Origin of the sequence: Paenibacillus durus (genome assembly GCF_000756615.1) — a bacterium.
Classification (GTDB): Bacteria; Bacillota; Bacilli; order Paenibacillales; family Paenibacillaceae; genus Paenibacillus_AQ; species Paenibacillus_AQ durus.
Window position 1 is genome coordinate 501777 of the sequence record NZ_CP009288.1, and the last position, 23703, is coordinate 525479.

A 23703-nucleotide genomic window follows, 5' to 3' on the forward strand; every position below is an offset into this window, starting at 1 on the left:
AATGGAAGCACTAAAGCTGGAAGGTGTTGTGAAGCAGTACGGAGACAAAACGGCGGTGAATGGAATTACCCTAGGTGTCGAGCCGGGGGAGATCTACGGTTTGCTGGGGGCCAACGGCGCGGGCAAGACGACGACGATGCGCATGGTGCTTGGCCTGATTTATCCTGACGGAGGGAATATCCGGTATAACGGCAAGCCGTTCAGCAGCGAGCTTCAGTCCATCATGGGCTACCTCCCCGAAGAGCGGGGACTGTATCCCAAAGTGAAAGTCAGCGAACAGATTATCTACCTTGCGCGACTTCGCGGCATGTCCGCTAGCGATGCCGACAAGAGCCTGCGTTACTGGCTGGACCGCTTCGAGGTGCCGGAGTACTATAACAAAAAAATTGAGGAGCTATCCAAAGGCAATCAGCAAAAAATGGGGTTTATTGCAGCCGTTGTACATAAGCCGCAGATTCTGATTCTTGACGAAGCCTTCAGCGGCCTTGATCCGGTCAACGTCGAGCTGCTTAAAGATACGGTCAGGGATCTTCGCGACCAGGGAACGAGCATCTTGTTCTCTACGCACCGGATGGAGCATGTTGAGGAGCTGTGCCGCCATATTACGATTTTGGACCGTTCCAATACGGTCGTTCAAGGCGATATCCGCGAGATCAAGAAAGGCTATCCGCGGGAAGAGGTGCTGCTGCGCACCCCGGGTGAAGTGACCGGGCTTGACCGCATTTCCGGCGTGACCGCCGTGGAGCAGCAGGAGAGAGGATATCTCGTTCGGATATCCGAAATCGGCGCGGCTCAGCGCATTTTGCGGCAAGCGATGGAGCAGGGCGAAGTGGAGCATTTTGAACTTAAGGAACCGACGTTAAACCAAATCTTTATCAGAGTGGTGGGTGAATCTCATGAATAAGATGGGAACGATTATCGGATTTACGTTCAAGAACAAGGTAAGAACGAAATCATTTCTTATAACAACGCTGATTTTGGTTCTGCTGCTCAGCATCGGAATGAATATCCCTTATTTTATCAAAGTGTTCAAGGGCGAGGATGGAAGCGGCAGCGCTCAAAGCCCGGGCGTTCACATTGCGGTCATCGCGGAGAATGGCAGCCGCGCGGCACAGCTTCTGCAGACTTACGCGCAGCAGTCGGGAACGGGAGCGACGGTCGTTCCGTACGCTTCGGAGAATGACCCCAGTCTGAAGCAGGCTTTGTCGGACGGTAAGGTGGATGGATATCTTACCTTAACGGAGCAGAAAGGTACGGGGCTCGGTTCGGTCGTCTACCATTCCAAGGACGACAGTTCAGAGGAGCAGAGCTTTCTCCAGTCCGCTCTCCAGCAGGTTAACGCGCAGCTGATCGCTGGCGACCGGCTGACGCCGCAGCAGATTGCGGCCATGAATGCGCCGGTGCAGCTTGGCACAGAGAAGATCAGCGCCGACGGGGAATCGGCTGAAGGCAAATCCCATTCGTTAATCAATTATGTTATTGTCTACGTTCTGCTTATTCTGTTCTTTATGTCGATTATGATGACCGGCAATATGATCGCGGCCGAAGTCACTTCGGAGAAGAGCTCGCGCATCATGGAGATCCTGATTACAAGCGCCTCGCCGCTGGCGCAAATGTTCGGCAAGGTGATCGGCATCTTCCTGGTCGGTCTGCTTCAGATCGCCATTATCGCGGCCGCCATCGCAGCTAACCTGATGCTGCCGCATAATTCGGGCGTTCTGCAGGATTTCAATCTCGACCTGGGACAGCTCAGCGTCAGCCTGCTGGTGTTCGGAATCATTCTTTATATTCTCGGCTACTTCCTGTACGCCCTGATGTACGCCGCCGTCGGCTCCATCGTCAGCCGCACCGAGGATCTCGGGCAGGCCGTAATGCCGATCATGATGCTCGGCTTCGTGAACTTCTACGTACCCCTGTTCAGCATCTCAAACGCGAACACGATGCTGGTCAAGGTTACGAGCTATGTACCGTTCACCTCGCCCCTTAGCATGCTTCTGCGAATCGGTGTCGGCGACGTCGCCGTCTGGGAAATTATCCTGTCGCTGCTGATTCTGCTGGCCACAATCTTCGGCATGGGCTGGCTGGCCGCGAAGATCTACCGCACCGGCGTGCTGATGTACGGCAAGCGGCCGAGCATCAAGGAGCTGCGCAAGGCGATGAAGGCTTATAAGATTTAAAATACATGTTTGATACAATTAAGAACCCTTGATACGTCAAAAACACTGATGTATCAAGGGTTTTATATATTGGTGAACAGAGTATGTCGGCGCGCCGAGTTCTTCGTCGGCTTTGTTTAGGTTTCCAGATATTCTTTTAAAATCGCCAATCCTTTTTCGAGTTTGCTCATACTGCCTGCATCAGAAAGAGAGACCCGAAGGAATGGTTTATCCGTTGGATTTCTGACAATAAATCGATCCGAGTGGTAGACTCTGATACCGGCATGTTCTAATTCTTTTTCCACTTGGGAGGAAGGTTTAGTGTTTAGAATCGGCAGCCAGCGATAAAAACAGTATGGTGTTGCTGGCGGAGGACACTCTGGAAAATATCGTTCAAAAATTGCACCTGCTTTTGCAGCGAGTTCACGTTTTTTTTCAACAATAGCATAGGCATTTCCATTTAAAATTAATTCTGTAATAATCTCGGCATCTAAAGAAGAAGTCTTGATATTGCTATTGAATAGACCATGTAATATTTTCTCGCGGAAATTCTCGGTGAATGCAAGGAAAGCGATACGGATACCACTACAAAGAGTTTTGCTTGTACTGCTTATATAGAGAGTCTGCTCAGGAACCAAACTGAACAGGGGTATTGTTTCAAATTTATCTAGGCCAGTAATCATGCATGCGAAAATTTCATCTTCAATCAAAATCAGTTTGTGGCGTCTGATGACCTCGGCCAGTTCTCTTTTTCTGGACAATGAAATTTTAATGGTGGTCGGATTTGCGCAGCTTGGCATTAAATAAATGCCGTTAATTTTCTTCTGTTTACACTGTAGTTCCAATAAATCAGCCCGCATACCATTGTGATCACCGGGAATAGGAACTAATTGAATGTGTAATAGTTTAGCCAGTTCAACAAAATTGGAGTAGGTATATTCATCTGTGGCAATTTTATCTCCTGGTTCGAATAAGGAAATAAGTGCAACCGTTAAAGTGTTTTGGGCACCTGAGAAAATGGCAATGTGGCTGCTGTCAACATGGACACCCATTTGTTCCAGCCAGCGGATTGCCGCAGCCAGTTGGTGGGGATGGCCAGTTGGATAGGAGTATCCATAAAGACTGTTTAGGTAACCTTTTTCTACGACTGATTTTGTTGCCTGCGCCACCAGTTCATTGTATTGTTCAAAACCGCTTACCATGCCCATTTCAATACAACTAGGAGAAAGGTCAGCACCGGTAATGGTTATGGATTCATTTACGTGAGGGGAAACAAATGTACCCCTGCCGGTTGTACCGTATATCAACCCCTTTTTTTTACAGAGATTATATGCACGGGTAATGGTCGTAAAGTTTAAGTCAAGATAATCCGCAAGTTCACGTTGTGGCGGTAGTTTGGTTCCAGGAGCCAGACTGCCATTTTTTATATCATGTTCCAACTGATCTGCTAAAGACGTAAAATAAGGTTGTTTCATAAGGGATTTATTAGGTTTCCAAGACATCGGGAAATTGTCGAATGAATTAATTGGCATAGCGTTACCTCCAACAACATTGTCGTACATACAATTGAATGATTGTATGCATAATAACATGACTATATAATGAATACAAATTTAAAATTGTATGGAGGAGGATAAACTAATGAAACAGTATGTAGTTGATGCGTTCACAGATAAAGTTTTTGGAGGCAATCCGGCAGCGGTATGCGTTATGGATGAATGGCTTCCGGAAGAACTGATGCTGAAAATCACTGCTGAAAATAATCTTTCCGAAACAGCTTTTGCAGTGAAAGAAGGAGGTGAATACCGGCTTAGATGGTTTACACCGGGCGGGGAAATTGACCTTTGCGGCCATGCAACATTGGCAACAGCGTATGTTATTGCTAACTATTATGAAAAAAATGTGGAGAGAATCACGTTTCAGACAATGAGCGGGGAGCTTGTTGTGGTGAAAAAAGATGATTTATTTGAAATGGACCTTCCGTCATATGATTTGAAAAAGGTAGACGTCACCGATGAAATGGCAGAGGCCATAGGTGTAATACCGCTAGAGGCATATATGGGAAGAGACCTGGTATGTATTCTGGAAACAGAAGAACAAGTCTGTAACGTAAATCCTGACCAAGATAAGGTAAAAAAACTGGATGGACTTTTATTGCATGTTACAGCTGAAGGAAAAGATTATAACTGTGTATCCAGATCATTTGCACCTAAATGCAGTGTACCTGAAGATCCTGTATGCGGTAGTGGACACTGTCATATCATTCCGTTCTGGGCAGACCGGTTAAATCAAAAATCAATAGTTGCTTATCAGGCATCAGCTCGTGGAGGAGTCCTATATTGTGATTATGAAGGACCACGTACGAAATTAAGCGGTAAGGCTGCTTTATATTCCATAGCAGAACTATATATTTAAATTTTAATAATGACAAAGGATTTAAACAATGAAAAAAGGAACTTTCTTATTAGTTGTAGCTACTTTTTTTTGGGCTAGGTCCACATCATTCATCCCGCCCTAGTAATGTTCTTACTTGGCAGTATTGACTATTTCTCTACTAAGCAGACATCAGGCATCCACTATAGCGACGAAGCAGTTTTATGAATACGGATTGGTTTGACATTAAAAAAGACAAAATTATTTTAGTAGGGCCAAATGAACCAGGATGAAAAATAACGGTATTACAAGCTCTTCAAAAGCTGCTCCCTCTGAAGAAGTAAAGCCTTTCGATTCACTTAGGGATTATCCAAGATCTAAATATAATGATATTACAACATATCTCCAGAAGTGTTTGGTTCTTTTCAAGTACAAATATTTAACCTGATTTCAGTATGCAAAATCTTTCCCGAATTGCTTTTCGCATAATTCCTTGTAAATGCCGTTTTTTTTCAAAAGTTCATCATGTGTCCCTTCCCCAATAATCGACCCTTCCTTTATAACAAGGATATTAGAAGCATTTTTAATGGTTGAGAGGCGATGTGCTATAACTATACTTGTTTTTTCTTTAAGTAGATAATTCATCGCTTTTTGAATATAGTATTCCGACAGTGTATCTAGAGAAGAAGTGGCCTCATCCATAATTATGATCGGTGGATTTTTCAAGAGGACTCTAGCTATAGAGATTCTTTGTTTTTCTCCCCCTGACAACTTAATTCCACGATTTCCCACCAAAGTCTCATAGCCTTCTGGCAAACTCATAATAAACTGATGAATATAAGCAGCTTCACAAGCTGTAATTATTTCCTGATCAGTAGCTTCACTTTTTGCGTATAATAGGTTTTCTTTAATCGTTCCGTTAAACAAATATGTTTCTTGAGTAACGAGTCCAATCTTTGAACGAAGTGATGGAAGATTTAATGAACAGATATCTTCATCTCCTATGTTAATACTGCCTGAATTGATTTCATATAAGCGAGGAATTAGATTAACAATTGTTGTCTTTCCTGACCCACTTGGACCAACTAATGCAGTCACTTTACCTGAATAAGCAGTAAATGAGATGTTTTTTAAAACAGGTTTATTCATTTGATATGCAAAGTTAACGTTATTAAATACGATGTCGTGAGTAGCAACATTCCAGGGAGATAATGAGATAGAAGCCGTAGTTTGAGGTTTCATGTCAAAATACTCAAAGATACGTTCAAATAAGGCCTCAGAACGAACAATGTCCACATATAAATTCGATAATTGCCCAACAGGGGCATAAAGCCTTGCCAGTAATGTTACAAAGGCAACAATAGCTCCAATAGATATTTCACCTTGAATAAATAAAAAGCCACCATATAAATAGATAAGCAAAGGACCGAAACTAGTGAAAACAGTCATAATCATTACAAACCAACGACCCGCTGTAAATTCCTTGATCTGTAACCTTGAGGTATTAAAGGATACTGTTTGGAGTGCCTCTGATTCTTTTATTTCTTGATTAAATATTTTCATCAGTTTAAATCCACTAATGCTAAGTGTCTCGTTAATAATTTGATTTTCCAAGGATAATTGTTGTTGCGTCTGTTTTGCTAATTTCAATCGAATATTCCCCACTTTTTTAGTGGGAAATACAAATAAAGGTAAGGCAAACATTCCAAGTAATGCAAGCTTCCAGTCCATAAGCATTAAAGTTATAAATGTACTCATTAATATAAGAGTATTACTAACAAAATTAACGATTGTACCATTAAATACACCTTGAATTCCCGATAAATCACTACTCATACGGGTGATTATCTCACCTTGATTAACTGTAGTAAAAAAATGATAGGGCATTTCTTGTAAATGGCGATACATTTTGTTTTTTAAATTATAAATTATATTTTGAGAAATAGAGGTGCTTAAATAACTTTGCCATACACTTAATAAGCTTGAAATTACGGTTGAAATTAATGAACACGAAACAAGTAGAACAAGTAGATTAAAGTCTTTCCCAGGGAGAGCCCGATCGATAATCTGTTGCACTATTATTGATGGTAGTACACCTAGCAAGGAGGTAATACATAAAATAATTATTGTAAACAGTGTTTGTCTCCAATAAGGTTTTATACATTCAAATATCCGCTTGAATATCGCTTTTTTAGTTCCAGTTCTACTCTCTTTATTTGTCCTTATATTCATACTGATGACTCATCCCTAAATCTTATTCAATTAAATATTTTTTGAAATTTGATCAACATTTCCAAAAAATATAGATAATATACTATGTTATTTTATAGTAAAAAATATAAAAATAAAGGAAAAATGATATTGACAAGATTCGAAGTAAAATATTACTATTGTGCATGCTTACATATACTGGATTACTGGATTCGGGGTGCATTGACTTGAAACTAAATCTTTTTACTACAAATGCATGTAATTTGAATTGTACTTATTGTTATGAAAAGAATAAAAACAGTCTCCAAATGTCAGAAGAAACTGGTATTAAGGCTATTGATCACTTTTGGAATAAAGATAAAGATGGTATTTTCAATATTAATTTTCATGGCGGAGAACCACTGCTGAAATTCGATTTGATAAAGAAAATAGTTGGCCATGTCAATGATAAATGTCAAAATGATCCCCCTAAATTTACCGTCGACTTTTCCCTGACAACGAATGGAACTTTAATATCTAAAGAGATAGGAGAGTTTTTTAAGCAGAATAACTTCAATGTTCGGCTAAGTTTGGATGGAAAACTCGAAGCGCATGACTTACATCGAAGAACCTATGGTAATAAAGGTACTTTTAACAAGGTGCTCTCTGGTGCTTTTTTGCTTAAAGAGGCCAAGGTTGATTTTACAACGAGAATGACTGTAACACCTGAGAATGTATATTATCTTGTTGAAAGTGTAGAATGGCTTCTTAATAATGACTTTTTGAAAATAAATATTGTGACAGACACTTTTTCTAATTGGAATGAAAAATTTGAATTTCTTAGACAAGCATTCTGGAAAATCAAGGAGCTATATATAGACGCCAGGAATAACAAGCAAGTCCGGATTAATTTATTTGACGGCAAATTCTCTTCTTACATACTTGATTCTCCCCCACTGTTTTGTAATGCGGGCTTTGGTAGTTTTTCAATCAGCACATCAGGATTGATTTATCCATGTGTTTATGTGGTTGATCTAGAGGAGTTTTGTATTGGTGATGTTAACACTGGAATTTCTTCACTGAGGAGAAAAGAATGCATCGAGAGTTGTCTTAAAAGAGAAGATAGCTGCGGTGATTGCAATATTCAAGGCTTTTGCCAAGCACGCAAATGTGGTTTCCTAAATTACCTAAGTAACGGGTATCTAGATCAACCCAATCCATTCCTTTGTAAACGGGAGCAACTTTTATATAGTCTGACAACTGAGGTTTTTGATAGGCTCTACCATCGAAACGATTCACAAATAAATTGGATGATAAAACGATTGAAATCATTTCCTCATTTGACAGTTAACAAAGATATTAAACAATATTTATCTTGAGAGGATTAGACATGGACCAAACAGTAAGGTATAAAGTCGCCTTGGTTGTCCCATTATTTTATGAAACGCAAGAATTTGATGATATGATCGTTGAGTATTTAGGATTTGGATACATTGCATCTTATTTGCGTAAACATGGAATAATGGTGGAAATAATTGATCCATTTGTAGAGAGTCTAAGACTTGAGGATGTAGTAATAAAACTGATAGATGGATGCTATGATTTGCTCGGATTCACGCTCATGACATCGGATCATTTTAATGGAATGAAAAACATTTTAAATCAACTTCCGGTGAACATGCTGGATCATATACATATTCTGGTTGGAGGATACTATGCTACTTTTCAAAGGGGAAAATTATTTAAAGAAGAAGCCCGGATTAACTCTTTAGTAGTCGGGGAAGGCGAGATTACCATAAGTGAATTAGTAAGTAAATTGGAAAGAAAACAGGAACTCAAAGATATAAAAGGCTTGATATATAAGGAATCAGGAAAAATTATTACTAACGAAAAGCGTCCATTTATGTCTGCTGAGGAATTAGATCGGCTTCCTTTTCCAGCGAGAGATCACATTGATATTATCATTAAGAAAAAAGGGAGAATTCAAGTCAATTCTAGTAGAGGATGTTTTGGTCAGTGCTCCTTTTGCGCGGTCCACTCTTTTTACGCGGATCAAAAGGGCAAGAAGTGGAGAGGAAGAAGTCCGGAGAATGTAGTGAAGGAAATTGAAGATTTGGTTACTACATATAATATTAAATACATACATTTTTCTGATGAAGAATTTATCGGCCCTGGTAGATGGGGGAGAGAACGAGCAAAACAAATTGCTAGGCTTCTATTGGAACGCAATTTAAACATTAGATTTAGTTTATATTGTAGAGCTGACAGCGTGGATGAAGAAACCTTTCAAGCTTTGAAAAAAGCTGGACTGAATAGCGTCTTTCTTGGAGTAGAGTTTGGCGTCCAGAGTTCACTCGATTTTTATCGAAAGGGGATTACCATACCCCAAATAAAAAATGCAATAACTATTCTAGACAGATTAAAGATACGAATTAATGTGGGCTATATGATGTTTGAACCTATGATTAATTTGGAGTCATTTAGAGAGAATCTTTATTTTTGTGTCAAATACACAAAATTTACATTAAAAAGAGCTATTAGTCGTATGGCCATTTATCCTAACTCAGATGCTTATGTAAAGTTACTTCCCAAAATCAAAATGGATGAACAGTTATCATTTGATAACATGTATGGTGATTATTATAATTACCAATTTGTTGATAGAAGAGTCGATTTTTTATATAAGCTGCTTAATAAAAGCTTAATCGTCATATCTCCATCAAAAAAATATTTGAAAATAAAAAGAGAAACCATGCCCGAGGATAAAGATAATTTATTAGCGAATTGGACATATGAACTTTACCGATTGATTGATTCGTTAGCTGTGCGACTACTAGCAGAAACCGATTTCTCTAATGAAAGTTTAACTGTATATATTCAGGCATTTAAAGAGGAACTATTAGCCTGGGATTCTGACGAAAAAGTAAGTTGTCTTAATAAAGAACATTTGAATTAGCAGATCGAATTGTGATGATTATGTAAAGGAGGTGAATTTAATGGAGAACGAAATCCAAAAGAACTCGTCTGCAGAAACGGAAGAAGAGTTTGAAGTTGAAGGTTATTACTCATGTTCTTCAGCTGCTGCAATGTGTTATCATGATTGCCTTTTCTCTTCGCCAATGATGTCTGAGTCTGACTAATTGTCAAAAATGTTAAAAGTGCCGTTCTGATCTATTTAAGAGAAGAGCGGTATCTTTATTTAGTTGATCTAAAAAACCTAACTCGTTGAATATTACCCACTGTATTCCCGCTATTTCCGCTATTCCTAATCCCCTTTAAAAACTTATTAGTTTGGATATACGCCTTGAGAGGTTAGATAATGAATAAAATTAAAGTTGCTATAATCGATAGCGGAATTGATATGAATCATCCTTGTTTGTCTTATAGAGAGGTAACTGGAATAAAACTTATTGAAGAGGATGGAAATATACTTTTTAAAAATTGCATTATTGATTCACATGGACATGGAACTGCTGTTGCTGGAATTATTTTTGAAAAATGTTCTGAAGTAGATTTGTTAAGTATTGGCATTTTGGATGGAGATCTCAAATGCAAATTTACCTATCTTAAAGCAGCTTTGCAATTTGCTATTAACGCAGATGTGCAGATTATTAATTTAAGTTTAGGCACTGTTATGGAGAAGTATAAGGAAGTATTAAAATCTTTGTGTGATGAGGCCGAAAGAAAAGGAATATTCATTGTAGCAGCGGTTAACAACGATACAAATTCCAGTTATCCAGCAGACTTTCCGAATGTTTTTGGAGTTAGAAGTAAATACATTATTTATAAACATGGTTTTGTATTTAATCCTAATGGACTTCATGTGTACGCTAACGGTTTTCAACAGAAAGTTTGTTCAAAAGACGGGGCTCATTTATATGTTTCTGGTAATAGTTTTGCTGCAGCTCATTTTACGGGAATATTAGCAAATATCATCTATTCAATGGGATGCCAAAAAAGAGATTCTATTATAGAACAGCTTATAAAGGCAAGATTAGATTTAACAAAATTAGAGAATGAAGAAGATTACAACCATTTTCCAAAAATTAATAAGGGACTATTATTTCCTATTAATGAAGAAAATATAGAACGGATACGCCTACACCAGAAAGGAGATCCTGAAATCATAGGTTTTTATGATTATAGAACTTTTTACTTTGATTACTATCAAGTTAAAACACCCGATGGTAACAAGGAAGTTAGAATATATAGCAGTCTTGAAGAAGGTCTGGAGAAAGCGGATACGTTACTTATAGGTGATGTCAGTTTTATATCCTATCAGCAAAAAAAAGATTTATTGCAGAACTTAATAAAGAAGGCGATAACATTGGGGAAAAATGTACTTGTTAAAGATGCTTTTCATCCTGACGAACATAAGGAACTATATGAATTGGCGAAAAAAAAAGGGAAATTTATTAAGTCCAAGTATATTTAGAGAAATAATTTTATGATTACTATTTGGGGGCCGTATATGTATAAGATAGCATTGGAACTTACAAAAAACTGCAATTTACAATGTGAATATTGTTATCAAACACATTTACGCGAAAACATGGATATAAAGATAGCCAAAAACGCAATTGAAATAGGAGTAAGCAACGCAATTTCTTTAAGAATGGATAAAGTGTTGATCAGCTTTTTTGGTGGAGAACCGCTATTGCGGTTCAGTGAAATCTTGGAATTAACTAAGTATGCACAACTTTTAGCAGCGAACAAAGATTTAGATCTTTCTTTTGAGATAACCACAAATGGAACTTTATTAAGATCAGATATTCTAGATTTTTTCGCGGATAATCAATTCTATTTAAAGATAAGTTTAGATGGTACACCTTATTATCATGATTTAAACAGACTGACATCGGACGGAAAAGGGAGCTATGAATTAATAGCAAGAAATTTTGATTCTATTATTTCATATCAAAAAAGACTAAAAATGCCGGTTCAAATTAGTATGGTAATCACCCAAAACAATTATAAAGATCTTTTTTTAAATATAAAGCACCTGCTAACACTTGGATTCAGAATGTTTGATACTGCCTTAAATTCAGAGGATAATTGGACTATTTCAGAACTATCGGAGTTGAAAAAAGAACTTGGAAAAGTAGTGGATTATTATTTCGAGAGAGCCAAGATAGGGAAAGGGTTTGCTTGGACATTCATTGATAACGGAATTATACCTCAGATGAAAAAGAGAAAGAACTATTTTTGTGGAGCAGGGGTAACCAGTATTTTTGTTAATACTGCTGGAGAGATTTTTCCTTGTTTTGCATGTTTTCAAAATGAAGCGTTAATCGGTTCTCTAGATATGGGTTTCTTTGAAGAAAAGTTAGAACGATTTAAAAAATATAAGCGAAATCTAAATAGACAATGCACCCAGTGTGAAATAAATTCCTATTGTGCGGCCTGTGATTGCTTAATGGTTAATCTGGAGCATTCGGGAGATTATTATACTGTTCCAATGATGTTTTGCGAACTAGCAAAGCTCCGCTATGAATTAACAAATAAATTATTTCTCAACACCGAATGGAATGAGATTCTAGAGAAAGCAAAAGTAAGAAATTAGGGGGAACTTCACAGAATGAATTACTTATGGAATGAAAAAATAGAGGTACAGTATCAAGATGAGCAGTATTTATTTGTAAATCCGGATTATGGAAGTTGGTTAAGAGTTAAAAGAAACACAAAACAATTGCTTGATGATATGGTTGGCGGTATTGAACGAAATGATGTACCAGATAATGTTAGAAAAACAGTGTTTCATACGTTTTTACAATCTGGAATGATTCGCTCTGAGCGATCTGAAGAATCTCTACCCGGTAAGGACAGAATAAAATCGATATATCTAATTGTAACCAAAACATGCAATCTATCATGCAATTTTTGTTCAATGGGCTCCTTTCCGCAGAAGTTCGAACAATTGAGTACTGAGGAATTAAAGGAGAGTATTGATAAGCTCACAGCATACAATGTTGGCCGAATTGTTATTACAGGTGGAGAACCGTTTGTCAGAGAGGATATTCATGAAATAATAAATTATATAAATGAAAAACTCTTTTGTAAGATCATTGTTTGTTCTAATGGATTACTACTTACACCAGAGAAAATTCAGAAGATGAGAGGCAAAGTATCACGAATTGATATGAGCGTAGAAAATATTTTTTCAAGTAACATGAAAAATGAGTTTAAAAAGTTAGAAAGTATAACTAAACATCTTCGTGAAAATGGGATTAATCTCTCCTTATCTTATGTACTTACCAAAGGAAACTGGAAAAATGTTTTTAATTTTTTTGATTTTGTAAATCAGAATGATACGGGTATGTCTTTAAAAATAGTAGGACCTGTAGGAAATGCCAGAAAACATAAAGACTTGTTTAATTCCGAAATTTCCTTCACTGAAATATATATCAAATTATTTAATTATATTCATCAAAAAGGTTATAGTGGAAGGGCATTTCAAGACTACTTTTTCCAAAAGTTAATCCCTGCCTATAGCTGTTCAGCAAAAAATAGAATACTGAGTATTAACATAGACGGGAATGTATACTCCTGTCATTCACTCCCGTATCCCGAGTTCGTAGTGGGAAATATCCGCGATGAAGGTATGTCAAATATACTTAAATTTAGTACGGATATGGCTAGCACACCACTATATCAAAAATCTTTTGATGTGGATCAAAGAAATATTTGTAGTGATTGCCAAGCGAGATATTTCTGCCAAGGATCATGTTTCGCGGAGATATACGATAATGAAGAAAGAATAGATATGTTACCTCCTGAATGTGAAATAAAGAAAGCAATTATTCTTTTTAATCTGTGGCATTATGATCAAAGAAGGAGTTTTTTGGAGAATCTAGGACAGCTTATTAATTATTTTGAATCTACTGAGAAGTTCTCTAATGAAGTATATACCTAAAACTTTTTTCTATAAAATCAGGAGGGCATATGGACAGAGGAACAACAGAGATATCTATTTCCAATATATAGAATACCTATAAAAATAAAATCAGCTAATGTTTGTTACGAAACCGGTCTTGGATATTTTAAATTTGCTGGTATAGTTGTTTTGAAGCACAGCAAAGAAACCTCCATTGGCGTGGAGAGTTGTTGGGTGATATGGAATTAGACTTTTGTAAGGCTGGCCTTTCTTTAGGATCCATAAATGTGATGAAGCAGCTTGTTGGCGCAAGCTATCACCGCGACCTTGTAGGGCTTGCCTTCTTTCTTTTACTTGTCGTAATAAGGTTTTAGCTTGGAGCAATCACCTTGTCTGAGACTGCATTGTACGGCTAAAAACAAGGCTCTCTTCAGGCGTTTTAAGCCCCGCTTGGTAATTCGGTTGCTGGATGCTGTAAATTTCCCTGAACTAAACACATCCGAGTCCAGTCGGGTATAGACCACCAATTGTTTCGGGTTCTCAAACTGCCGAATGTCTCCAAGTTCTGCCACGAGCGTAGCTGCCAGCTTCTCTCCAACTCCGGGAATGGTACGTAGCAACTCCGCTTCCGGCAACTCTGCCGAAAGTTCCTGCATCCGCTTCTCCAAGCACTTTAGCTGTTCCTGAAAGGAAAGAAGCAAGGAGAGCATCCCCTCCAGAATGTAGACCATAGACAAAACTCACTTGGACCTGGTGCCATTCTTGCAGTGCCTCTTCCAACAAAACACCGAATTTTTTCTTCTATCCACGATTTGGCATGTGACCATCCGGCCGTCTTCCCTACAGTCTCCCGTATCCGATTTTCTTCCCCCATAAGCCACACGCCAGTACCCGCAGCGCCGTTTCGGAATACAGATCGTGAAAGATTCCCTCGAAGCCAGAAAACACCTGATCCAGCAGAGCCCGGGCTTGGTCCGTATATATAAACCGGATACAAATTCATGCTGCCTGGTGACGTGCTGAAGCTCGGTGTAGACTTTCTTCCGAAATCTGGTGGGGATGGACTTCACCCCGGTAATACATCTCAGCTAGATGCCAGGAATCCGCCGCGTCCGTCTTGACTTTGCGCAGTTTAGTTCCTCTCGCTCTCTTGAACAGCAAGGGATTGATTGACGATGTAGTACGGAATCCCCTCCTCCTGAACCAAGAGGGTTACGAACCCTTTGTAATAGTGCCCGGTCGCTTCCAGAATAACCATGGGCATTTGGTCGCTCTGTTCTGCAACAGCCCTACGCATAGACTTTATCAGTAAAGTGGACGGACATGTCTTTGAGAAATGTCTAGATACTTGTGATGAGCTGATACGGTTAAAGCAGGAATTTGCGGTGATCTCAATGTAGCAAACCCAAAAAAGGTACGGTCGTTCGTTTTATCGGCAATGAATCCAAAATAGACGACTTGAGCCAAAAGGTTGATTCTAATTTGGAAGACGCCTATATGTATCATCTTGAGAATCTACGAAAGGAGAAGTAGGTGGGCTCTAATAATGTAACTTTTGCCTATATTGAGTTTAACCGGCTGAGAAAAGGCTGGGTCTTTTGGTGTGCTCTACTGACGGTGCCCTTGTTCGTTGATATAATACCACTTGATAACGGTCTGTAAAGAACTGACTTATCGGCAGCATACAGCTATGCCTACGATACAAGCTTGACTTGCAGTAACGTGGAAAATGAAAAACGTTATGAGCTACAGTTCTAGTGGCGGTGGGTTACCTAATAAGTTGTTCATCTCTAAAGGCTAATTTTAATTGATTACTTTATCTTTTCGTTTGAAAATATAGACTGCATTCTCATCCGAAGGAGGTAAAACTAAAGATGATAAACGTTCATTTATTTCCATAGAAAACTTATCAGCGTTATAGTAAGAATCAAAATCCCCAGTATAAGTTGCACTTTTTGTCCCAATTACTATATATAGTTCAACCGAGTTTGTCTTGAAAACATGTTTTTCATATGAGTTTTTTGGAACAGGCCAAGAACAAATGACTACTTTAGGATTGTATTTGTTTAGAGCAGTTTTAGCATCAGCTTTTTCTACAAAATCGGGGTAGGTAATATAGTGTTCCCAACTGTAGTCATCTGTTGCTTTACAATTATTATTATGTTCGTTTAAAAACTTAGTTAAAGTTCCATCTCCCGCACCTATCTCAAGGCAATTATTTTCCCTAATTAAAATAGAAAGTTCTTTTATTAAATCTTTAGAGTAGAAACAGTAAATGCCGTGTTTATTAACAAGTGGCATCAACATTTTTTTGTTTATAATAAATCTCCAGAAAAATCTGAATAAACTTATGGACACCGGCTTTCTTTCAAGCCCTTTTTTAAACAGAAGTTTTTGTAATATAGTCCCATCCCAAAAATTAAACCGTACATTAAATGTAGGAGAGTTAGAAGATACAGCAAGATTTAATTGTTCCAATAAATAAATAGCAAAGCGCGCCTTAATTATATCTGGCAAAAACACCTCTATTGTTTTTTCATTGAGCCCACTTTTATAAATCTTATTTCCGGCAATTCTTGCACTAACTGTATATTTATCAATAATGGCTTTGATTAAATTTGATTTTTTCGAATTTTTAAGTGCATTGATTTCTTGTAGTACTTCTTCTCGGTATTCTGGATACTCGGTTAATAGAACTTCCACACTTATTTTATTAACCAATATTTTTTTTGCCATGTCGTTCGTAAAATTTCTCATATAATTCTCCAATATGTAAGAATAGTAAGGTTTTTCTAAGTGTATTCTACCTCAATAAGGAGTAAAGGAATGTGATATTAATCTTCTAAATAGGGGGGAGTGAATTGGAACAAATTTATAAGTTGCTTTTAATACTGGCTCAAAACCGAAATTAGCGGTTGAAAATAAAACAAGGATAAAAATGGAAAAAACATCTGCAAATCCTGTATTGTTGTAAGTCCTACCCAACAACAAAGAAGGAAATGACAGATGCCACTCCAGTATATCAACGAAATTCTCGGATTACCAGAGCTACAACTTCATAAAATGATTTCCATAGATGCCAAAGAGGTTCATCTGGAGGCGGTGCCTGTAACCTACAAGCAACCCTGTCCAGTGTGCCAGTCGGAACAAGATGTGAAGCGTGACGGCCGCAATAAACCGCGTAGGATTCGGCATCTGAATCTCTTTGGAAAAAAAGCCATTTGTATGTTCCATCTCTTCGTTTGGCTTGTACGCGTTGCAGAGTCGGTTTTGTTTGGACCTACGAATTTGTGGGTCCTAAAGAGCGGTATAGCAGACTCTTTCGCCTACAGACCGTAGAGCAAGCCCTTGGCTCCACGGCGGCGCATAGAGCGAGAATGCAAGAAACACCTGTCAGTACGGTACAGCGGATGCATCAAGAAGCCATCCCAACAGAGAACGAACGCCTCACGAAACAAGCCCGGAACGAAGCCAAGGACACCACAGGTTTGGTACTGGGCATCGACGACTTTGCCATTAAAAAAGGACACACGTACAATATGGGCATTCACAATCTTCGGGGCGAAACCATGCTGGATTTGCTGGCTGGACGCAAGCTGGAAGACCTGCGTGCCTATGCTCGCCAGCACCCCGACTTTCTTACGCTGAAGCCTAAAGCCGTTGTCATAGATCTGGCCACACGTGGATCAGCGAATGTGTTTATGATAATAGAAATATTTGGGATAATATATAATCATGTAGGAGCTTTATGGTTTATATTAACGATTGATATTTTCCGTAAAAGGAGTAGAGAGATGGATTGGGGTTCTAAAACATGGGAGCTTGAGGACAACGTATATGCACCAAAAAGGAAGGTTATCCAATTCTATTCCTTATACAGAAAGTTGTTTTGCAGGACTATACATATAGTTTCTTAGTAAAATGGTTACCGAACTCAGTACCAATGATAGGATTCCCACCAATACGACATATTGTATACCCATTTCTGATATAAATAACCCGCCTACAGCTGCACCCAATGTTGTGCCTACGTTACAGGATGATATAAATAATCCATTGGCAAAATCAGGGGCTTCTGGAGCGGAAGATGCAATCAAATACTGATTAATATTTGCCATTATTCCTCCAGCCAAGACTCCCCAAATAAAAGTTATAATTTCCATAGGTACGGTAAACTGCCCTGTGAAGAATAAAATGAGGTAAACAGCACCCAATAACACAGGAAAAGATACTACAGATTTGGTGGCACTATGAGTAAGTAACCTTCCTGCGACAATGTTTCCAATAATATTGGCTCCACCGAAGATGAATAACGTTAAACTTGTGGTATTCGGAGACATATTTGTTACTGTTTTTAGATATTCGGTAATATAACTATAAACCCCAAATACAGCTGAGTTTAATAAAATGACAGTCACGATGGAAAGCCATATAATAGGTTTTTTTAATACGGAAAATTGTGTGCCATAAGAAAGTCTTTCTTCAACAGGCATAGAGGGTACAAATAGTAAAGTAGCAATGAATACAATGGCATTTACAATAGCAAAGAATGCCATCGCCATTTCATACGAAACGGCACTATCAATAAAACTTGCGATCGGTACGCCGGCTACCATACCCGCAGATACTCCTATAAAGACTTTAGAAACAGCTTTTGGAGCTTCTTCTTTACTTACTGAGGAAGCAGCTACTGTAAATGCCAAAGAGCAATAAATGGGATGAAAAAGGGCTGGAATGATACGAGCAATTAATAGAATGGTAAAGTTAGATGTATATAAGGATACAATGTTTCCCAGAACGAAAACTCCTAATACAAGTAGCATGACCTTTTTGCGATTTATTCCTGAAAATAATAACGGCAGGATTGGACCAGATATGGCAATACCAAGCGCAAAAAGACTCACCAGCAGCCCAGCTTGAGTTACACTGACATGATAGTGTTCAGCAAGGGAGGGTAATATCCCAATAACGCCCATTTCGGTATTTAGAATGCCGAACACTCCTATGGTCAATATGAAAATCAGTAAATTATTTTGTTTAGCCAAAAAAGACAACTCCTAATCTTCATTCATCGGTTGAATTTTCTGTAAATTCGTTAACATTAACGTGAAGCGATTGTTACTTTAAATTCCCGGTAAAGAATGCTTCCAACTTGTCGAAAGGAATCAAATCCGTCTTGTCGTACAGATCAACGTGTCCTGCATTTGGAACGATGTACAGCTCTTTTGGTTCTGCCGCCAATTGGTAAGCATCTTCACTAAAGTATCGTGAGTGAGCGTGCTCGCCAATGATGAATAAAATCGTTCGCGGCGAAATCGATTTAATGTACGTAAGGAGAGGGAAGTTCATAAATGACATGCTGCTTGTCACGGTGAATTGAGTAATTGAATTTGGGTGATACCCGCGAGGCGCAGAATAGAACTCGCCAAACTCGCGACCAATAGGATCTGTATTTTCGTCGAATCCAATAGGTGCTCCTCGATCGGTCAGCGCTGGCGGGTTGCCCTCAAAGTCTACGTACCGTTGCTCGGCAATGGCATCGAGTATTCTGTTGCGATCTTCTTCGGTGAACGAGTCTTTAAAGCCGCTCGCTTGCGCACGGGATATATCGTACATGCTTACCGTGGCGACGGCCTTGATGCGTCTATCAACCTGCGCTGCACTAATCGCAAAACCACCGCTGCCACACATACCGATTGCACCAATTTGATTTCGATCTACAAATGGACGCGTACCTACATAATCAACGGCTGCGCTGAAATCTTCTACGAACAGATCAGGCGAAGAAAGGTGCCGCGGCTCACCGCCACTGTATCCGTTGAACGATGGGTCAAATGCAAGAGCCACAAAACCACGCTCTGCCATATTTTGAGCATAAATACCCGAACCCTGTTCTTTCACACCACCATATGGCGCACCTATAATAACGGCTGCGTGTTTCTTGGACTCATCAAAGTCTTTAGGCAAGTAGAGATCTGCCGCAATTTTGATTCCAAATCTGTTGTTATACGAAACCGATCTTCTTGTTACCTTATCGCTTAGTTCAAAGATATAATTTGGCATATTAAATAACATCCTTTCATGTAAAATTAAACTACAATTGATGTTTTCTCGACGTCTGCCTATAATTTATAATATTAGAATAATGAAAACAAGGCATGCAAATCGTTGATTTTATCCGTTTTATTGTTTAAACAACAAATCAATAAAAATTGTCGACTATCTCTTGAAAGGTATGGGTTAAAACAATGGCAAAAGTGGATAGAAGAATTATTAAAACTCAAAAATCAATAAAAAAAGCATTTCTTGAATTGATGGCAGAAAAAAATTTTGATCACATTACCATTCAGAATATTTCTGACAGGGCAAATATTAACCGTGCAACGGTTTATCTTCATTACTTGGATAAATTCGATCTGTTGGATAAGATCATGGAAGAACATATCAATAACATGAGTAATCTTTGTGAGTTAGAAGCTGAAATGGATTGGATCGAATCGACTGTGCACTGTATGGAATATCTGGAGAATAACTATTTGTTTTTTTCGACAATGTTGGCGAGTGAAGGAGCTGCGTATTTTCGGAGCCGGTTTGTTCAACATAATATCGAAGAGTTCAAAAAAGATGTGGATATAACAAAAGGCAAAAATTCAGGTCAAAGCGAAGATGTAGTTGTTGAATTTGTAGCAAATGCTTACGTAGGTGTAGTGGAATGGTGGCTAAAAAATAAGATGCCTTATCCAGCGAAGGAAATGGCAGAAAAAGTGGGGGATCTATTAGAGAGGATTATATAGATCTATCGCATAAAAGCTCTCTCTTCAATAAAAATGCAAATTTCATAGAGGAAAATCCTCCATCAGAGTTTTTAATACGTGCAGGTTATTGTTTACTTCGCGTTGGATATTCCCTTTTAGCAGCTTAAGCAGAATACCGTTGACACCGGAAGGTCTCATGATGATATGATTGGCAAGTATGGTTTTATTTTCAAATGTTTTAAGCTCATATTTAGAGTCGTAATCAAATCTGCCGCCGGCTGCTTGCAAATGGAGGAATTGGTCTGTCCGAGCCTCAATGACCGTAACGGTTTCTATTTCTTGCGAGTGGACTAAATCTCTTGTCAATCTATAGGTATCTTTACGATCTCCCGTCGGCTCAACGGTCATGACAGCATAATTCCAAGATGAAAAGTTCTCCACATTTCTTAAAAATTCATAAACCCGTGCCACAGTGCAGTCAATGATTAACTCATTGCTAAATGAAATATCCATTGTTGTTCTCTCCTCCAAATTAGATGATACATCATTTATATGTTTAGAATAGATGATGTGTCATCTATTGTCAAGAACAAATCTGCTGCGCAAAGCAGGGATACATGACCAAGTGGTTATAGCCGAAAGGAATAATATCATAATTAATATCAAACACAAGACTGCAAATGATTTTGTATACTCAGCCAGCAGTTGGCCGAGACTAGCTCCAACGAATGCGCAAAATGCATTTATGGCAAGAGCGCTCCCTCTAGATTCTCCTCCCAGCTGACCAATTACAACAATGATACTCGGATTTGCTATTGAAATACCTGTAACAAAGATAATACTCGCAATAACCAATGGAATTAGTGATCCGGATAAGGCTTCAACTCCTAAGCCAATTCCAGCAGTCGCCAATCCGGCGATAAAAACCCGCTTTGCTTCGAAACGTTTCAATAACGGCCCGGCAAAAAGTGACATCACAATACCGGGTATACCTCCAATACGAATCCACATTAACCCCTGTTCATGAAGGTGGAATCGCTCCGAAACATAAGTGCCCAATCCTGAGTACATCGTCACAAAGCTGAATAATACGGTCGCTGAGACGGCAAAAGACACTAAAAGGGAAGGGATGGTTACGAGCTTTATCGTTCGTCCAATCACATGAGAAAGCGATAATTCAGCATGACTGAGCTCGCCTGCAGGAAGCCGATTGATGAAGAATGCGATTACTAGATAACTAATAGCTAAAATTTCGAATACACCGCTCCAACCCAGCCAATTTCCGATTGCTTGTGCATAAAGTTGACCCAAAATTCCGGACAAAAGAAAACTGCTGCTTAAGATCGAAATGGCTATAGGACGATAACGGGAGGAAAGCACATCCCCGATATAGGCAAGCGCGACTGTTGGAAAAGATGCAGCGATTAATCCTTGTATGATCCGCAATATAATCAACCATGCCAAAGTTGGACTCCAACCGACTGCTACAGTGCTGAGTGCCAAGGTAACAAGACCGATTCCTAAAATCGTTTTTCTGTGAAAACGGTCTGAAAAAATGCCGATGATGAGATTCCCCACAGCATATGCAAAACCATAAGCACTTCCTGCCCATATTGTTTGACCGGGACTCGCATGAAATTCACTTCCCAGTACAGGCATCAAGGGAATGGTGACATACAACAATGAAACTACTAAGATAGATCCCGTTCCCAGCGTGAGCACAATCCCGAAAAAATCGTAAAATTCTCTGCGATCTTTCAAAATCATCTCTCCAATGCATATAAATTTGCTGTCGGCAGCTGCTATAACAGAATTATGTATAATTTCCTCCTCCTCGAACAGAGGGCACTTTTATGTAATATGGAAACCTTAAGGTGCCCAATAAACCCAAAAGTGCCCTCTTCCCTCGGCCTATACAATCCTGCATAATGCTCTTAACCGTTCAGAAATACAACTCTATAGCTTGGGAGGAGAGAGGTATGGAGAAGTTTGTAAAAGTACATGTGATGCATACCGGAGATCTAAAATACGATCGGGCATTAGCTTTTAAGGAACTTGATGTGATTCCGCCCGTTAATCAAAGGGGTGAAGAGTATCAAGAGTTAGTACCCGTATCCAGTTACTTAATTGAACACCCGAACGGACGAATTGTCGTCGATGCCGGATGGCATGAAGATATTCGTACTCAGCCCAAAGAACATTTTGGCGAAGATTTGTATCAGTTTATTGAGTACAGACTTCCTGAGGGAAGTTCGGTAAGAGAGCAGCTTGCTTCAAAAAATATATCTCCTCAAGATCTGGAAGCTGTTGTTATGACACATCTGGATGAAGATCATATCAGTGGGCTTCAACTTTTAAGCGGGGCTAAGAGATTTCTTGTCAGCGAACCCGAGTGGAAGAATGTGGCAGGTTATAAAGAAAAATGGTATAAAGGAATTTCGTTCGAAGCTTTTGAACTTGAATCCATTCCTTTCGGACCCTACAAGCTGGGAAAAGATTTATTTGGAGATGGACTCGTTTATCTCGTATTTACACCAGGACATACCGCCGGACATGTATCGGTTCTTGCGCGTGTGGAAAACGGGTGGTTATTACTCGTGTCCGACGCCGGCTATGCTGAAAGATCATGGAAAGATCTCATTTTGCCTGGCAATACAGTTGATGAACAAGACGCTTTAAAATCATTACAATGGGTTCAGCAGTTTGCGCAAAAAACGGATTGTGTAGCCGCCATTGCGAATCATGATCCGTCTGTTCGGCCGGGTTCCTATTAAATGCATAACCGCTGAATTGATCTTTGCTCTTATACACAAGCTTTTTTAGTAATCATTGATGAGGGGCGGGCCACCCCTCTTTTTTTGCGTTTCGTTGCAGTTGTTCCAATCGAAGGTGGTTCTGAACGATGTCGTATGAACCCGATGGCCAAATCGATCGTAAAATATCAAGTTTAGGAGTTTTCGGTGGAGCAGCACTTGCAGCCGGAATAACTGGGGGGGAGCTCTTTGCTCAGGAAATGATCGGAACAGACAGTCTGGCAGGTATCCTCATCGCCTTATTCACTTGGTTCGGCTACTGGCGACTGCTTGTTGGACGACTCTCTCAACGATTCGGACGTCACTGGGGACTTACGACAGGATTCCTACAATAATTTCGCTCTATTTATGATACGGTGAACCGTACCATAAGTAGCGAGGTCGAGTGGTGCCGCTATTCACTAAAAGAAAATAGGTCACATCGTTGATGAATATGCATCTCAGGTAGAGGTGTTTTTTTCATTACAGCAAGATTTGGAAAGTGCATTTTACGCCATTATGTTATCTTATGTTCATCAAATAATTACTGAAACGGAATGGAG

General features: G+C 39.2%; 20 protein-coding genes and 2 pseudogenes. 13 read left to right on the plus strand and 9 right to left on the minus strand.

Going from position 1 to position 23703, the window contains the following annotated elements:
- The first annotated feature begins 1 nt into the window (after position 1).
- Together PDUR_RS02365 and PDUR_RS02370 are read left to right on the plus strand one after the other, a co-directional pair.
- On the plus strand, positions 2–904 hold the full coding sequence (locus PDUR_RS02365) for an ABC transporter ATP-binding protein (RefSeq protein WP_042204923.1): 903 nt from the start codon (positions 2–4) through the stop codon (positions 902–904).
- On the plus strand, positions 897–2177 hold the full coding sequence (locus tag PDUR_RS02370; RefSeq protein ID WP_042204924.1) for an ABC transporter permease: 1281 nt from the start codon (positions 897–899) through the stop codon (positions 2175–2177). The genes PDUR_RS02365 and PDUR_RS02370 overlap by 8 nt, the downstream gene beginning before the upstream one ends.
- Positions 2178–2293: 116 nt before the next feature.
- Here the strand turns inward: PDUR_RS02370 and PDUR_RS02375 are convergent, their stop codons facing one another.
- Positions 2294–3688, minus strand: coding sequence for an aminotransferase-like domain-containing protein (locus tag PDUR_RS02375; protein WP_042204925.1), 1395 nt, complete (start codon positions 3686–3688; stop codon positions 2294–2296).
- A gap of 109 nt (positions 3689–3797) precedes the next feature.
- Here PDUR_RS02375 and PDUR_RS02380 point away from each other — a divergent pair, with 109 nt between their 5' ends.
- Positions 3798–4571 (plus strand): PhzF family phenazine biosynthesis protein, encoded by a 774-nt coding sequence (locus PDUR_RS02380; RefSeq protein WP_042204926.1) that lies wholly within the window; start codon positions 3798–3800, stop codon positions 4569–4571.
- Positions 4572–4979: 408 nt separating this feature from the next.
- Here the strand turns inward: PDUR_RS02380 and PDUR_RS02385 are convergent, their stop codons facing one another.
- On the minus strand, positions 4980–6761 hold the full coding sequence (locus tag PDUR_RS02385; protein ID WP_042204927.1) for an ABC transporter ATP-binding protein: 1782 nt from the start codon (positions 6759–6761) through the stop codon (positions 4980–4982).
- 206 nt (positions 6762–6967) lie between these two features.
- Between PDUR_RS02385 and PDUR_RS27005 the strand changes: the two genes are divergently transcribed.
- The 6 genes from PDUR_RS27005 (at position 6968) to PDUR_RS02410 (ending at position 13632) form a co-directional block, all read left to right on the plus strand.
- Positions 6968–8098, plus strand: coding sequence for a radical SAM protein (locus PDUR_RS27005; protein WP_052409939.1), 1131 nt, complete (start codon positions 6968–6970; stop codon positions 8096–8098).
- 11 nt (positions 8099–8109) lie between these two features.
- Positions 8110–9675, plus strand: coding sequence for a B12-binding domain-containing radical SAM protein (locus tag PDUR_RS02395; protein ID WP_042204928.1), 1566 nt, complete (start codon positions 8110–8112; stop codon positions 9673–9675).
- Between the two features lie 40 nt (positions 9676–9715).
- Positions 9716–9859, plus strand: coding sequence for a hypothetical protein (locus PDUR_RS28495; RefSeq protein WP_156130249.1), 144 nt, complete (start codon positions 9716–9718; stop codon positions 9857–9859).
- Between the two features lie 179 nt (positions 9860–10038).
- Positions 10039–11154: a S8 family serine peptidase gene (locus PDUR_RS02400; protein ID WP_042204929.1), complete on the plus strand. Its 1116-nt coding sequence runs from the start codon at positions 10039–10041 to the stop codon at positions 11152–11154.
- A 36-nt stretch (positions 11155–11190) separates the two neighbouring features.
- Positions 11191–12282, plus strand: coding sequence for a radical SAM/SPASM domain-containing protein (locus PDUR_RS02405; RefSeq protein ID WP_042204930.1), 1092 nt, complete (start codon positions 11191–11193; stop codon positions 12280–12282).
- A 15-nt stretch (positions 12283–12297) separates the two neighbouring features.
- A complete protein-coding gene (locus PDUR_RS02410) occupies positions 12298–13632 on the plus strand; it encodes a radical SAM/SPASM domain-containing protein (protein WP_042204931.1) in 1335 nt (444 codons plus the stop codon).
- 311 nt (positions 13633–13943) lie between these two features.
- On the opposite strand, the gene PDUR_RS02415 is transcribed toward PDUR_RS02410, so the two are convergent.
- The 3 genes from PDUR_RS02415 to PDUR_RS02420 all read right to left on the minus strand — a co-directional run bounded on the left by PDUR_RS02415 (position 13944) and on the right by PDUR_RS02420 (position 16350).
- Positions 13944–14324, minus strand: coding sequence for a transposase (locus tag PDUR_RS02415; protein ID WP_156130250.1), 381 nt, complete (start codon positions 14322–14324; stop codon positions 13944–13946).
- A gap of 401 nt (positions 14325–14725) precedes the next feature.
- Entirely contained in the window at positions 14726–14857 is a 132-nt protein-coding gene (locus PDUR_RS29440; protein ID WP_218918480.1) for an IS110 family transposase, read from the minus strand.
- A 539-nt stretch (positions 14858–15396) separates the two neighbouring features.
- A complete protein-coding gene (locus tag PDUR_RS02420; protein ID WP_042204932.1) occupies positions 15397–16350 on the minus strand; it encodes a V-type ATP synthase subunit E family protein in 954 nt (317 codons plus the stop codon).
- A 249-nt stretch (positions 16351–16599) separates the two neighbouring features.
- Here PDUR_RS02420 and PDUR_RS30395 point away from each other — a divergent pair.
- A pseudogene (locus tag PDUR_RS30395) lies at positions 16600–17290 on the plus strand (transposase); the annotation flags it as partial.
- A gap of 175 nt (positions 17291–17465) precedes the next feature.
- On the opposite strand, the gene PDUR_RS02430 reads toward PDUR_RS30395, so the two are convergent.
- Both PDUR_RS02430 and PDUR_RS02435 read right to left on the minus strand, forming a co-directional pair.
- On the minus strand, positions 17466–18638 hold the full coding sequence (locus PDUR_RS02430) for an MFS transporter (RefSeq protein WP_042204933.1): 1173 nt from the start codon (positions 18636–18638) through the stop codon (positions 17466–17468).
- A gap of 73 nt (positions 18639–18711) precedes the next feature.
- A complete protein-coding gene (locus PDUR_RS02435) occupies positions 18712–19656 on the minus strand; it encodes an alpha/beta hydrolase (RefSeq protein ID WP_042204934.1) in 945 nt (314 codons plus the stop codon).
- Positions 19657–19841: 185 nt separating this feature from the next.
- On the opposite strand from PDUR_RS02435, the gene PDUR_RS02440 reads away from it, so the two are divergent.
- A complete protein-coding gene (locus PDUR_RS02440) occupies positions 19842–20387 on the plus strand; it encodes a TetR-like C-terminal domain-containing protein (RefSeq protein WP_042204935.1) in 546 nt (181 codons plus the stop codon).
- A 42-nt stretch (positions 20388–20429) separates the two neighbouring features.
- Here the strand turns inward: PDUR_RS02440 and PDUR_RS02445 are convergent, their stop codons facing one another.
- Both PDUR_RS02445 and PDUR_RS02450 read right to left on the minus strand, forming a co-directional pair.
- A complete protein-coding gene (locus PDUR_RS02445; RefSeq protein ID WP_042204936.1) occupies positions 20430–20861 on the minus strand; it encodes an SRPBCC family protein in 432 nt (143 codons plus the stop codon).
- 60 nt (positions 20862–20921) lie between these two features.
- On the minus strand, positions 20922–22109 hold the full coding sequence (locus PDUR_RS02450) for an MFS transporter (protein WP_052409943.1): 1188 nt from the start codon (positions 22107–22109) through the stop codon (positions 20922–20924).
- Between the two features lie 218 nt (positions 22110–22327).
- Here PDUR_RS02450 and PDUR_RS02455 point away from each other — a divergent pair, with 218 nt between their 5' ends.
- Together PDUR_RS02455 and PDUR_RS29635 are read left to right on the plus strand one after the other, a co-directional pair.
- Positions 22328–23122, plus strand: a complete 795-nt coding sequence (locus PDUR_RS02455) for an N-acyl homoserine lactonase family protein (protein ID WP_042204937.1) — start codon at positions 22328–22330, stop codon at positions 23120–23122.
- Between the two features lie 179 nt (positions 23123–23301).
- Positions 23302–23490, plus strand: a pseudogene (locus tag PDUR_RS29635) (MFS transporter); the annotation flags it as partial.
- Positions 23491–23703: the final 213 nt, after the last annotated feature.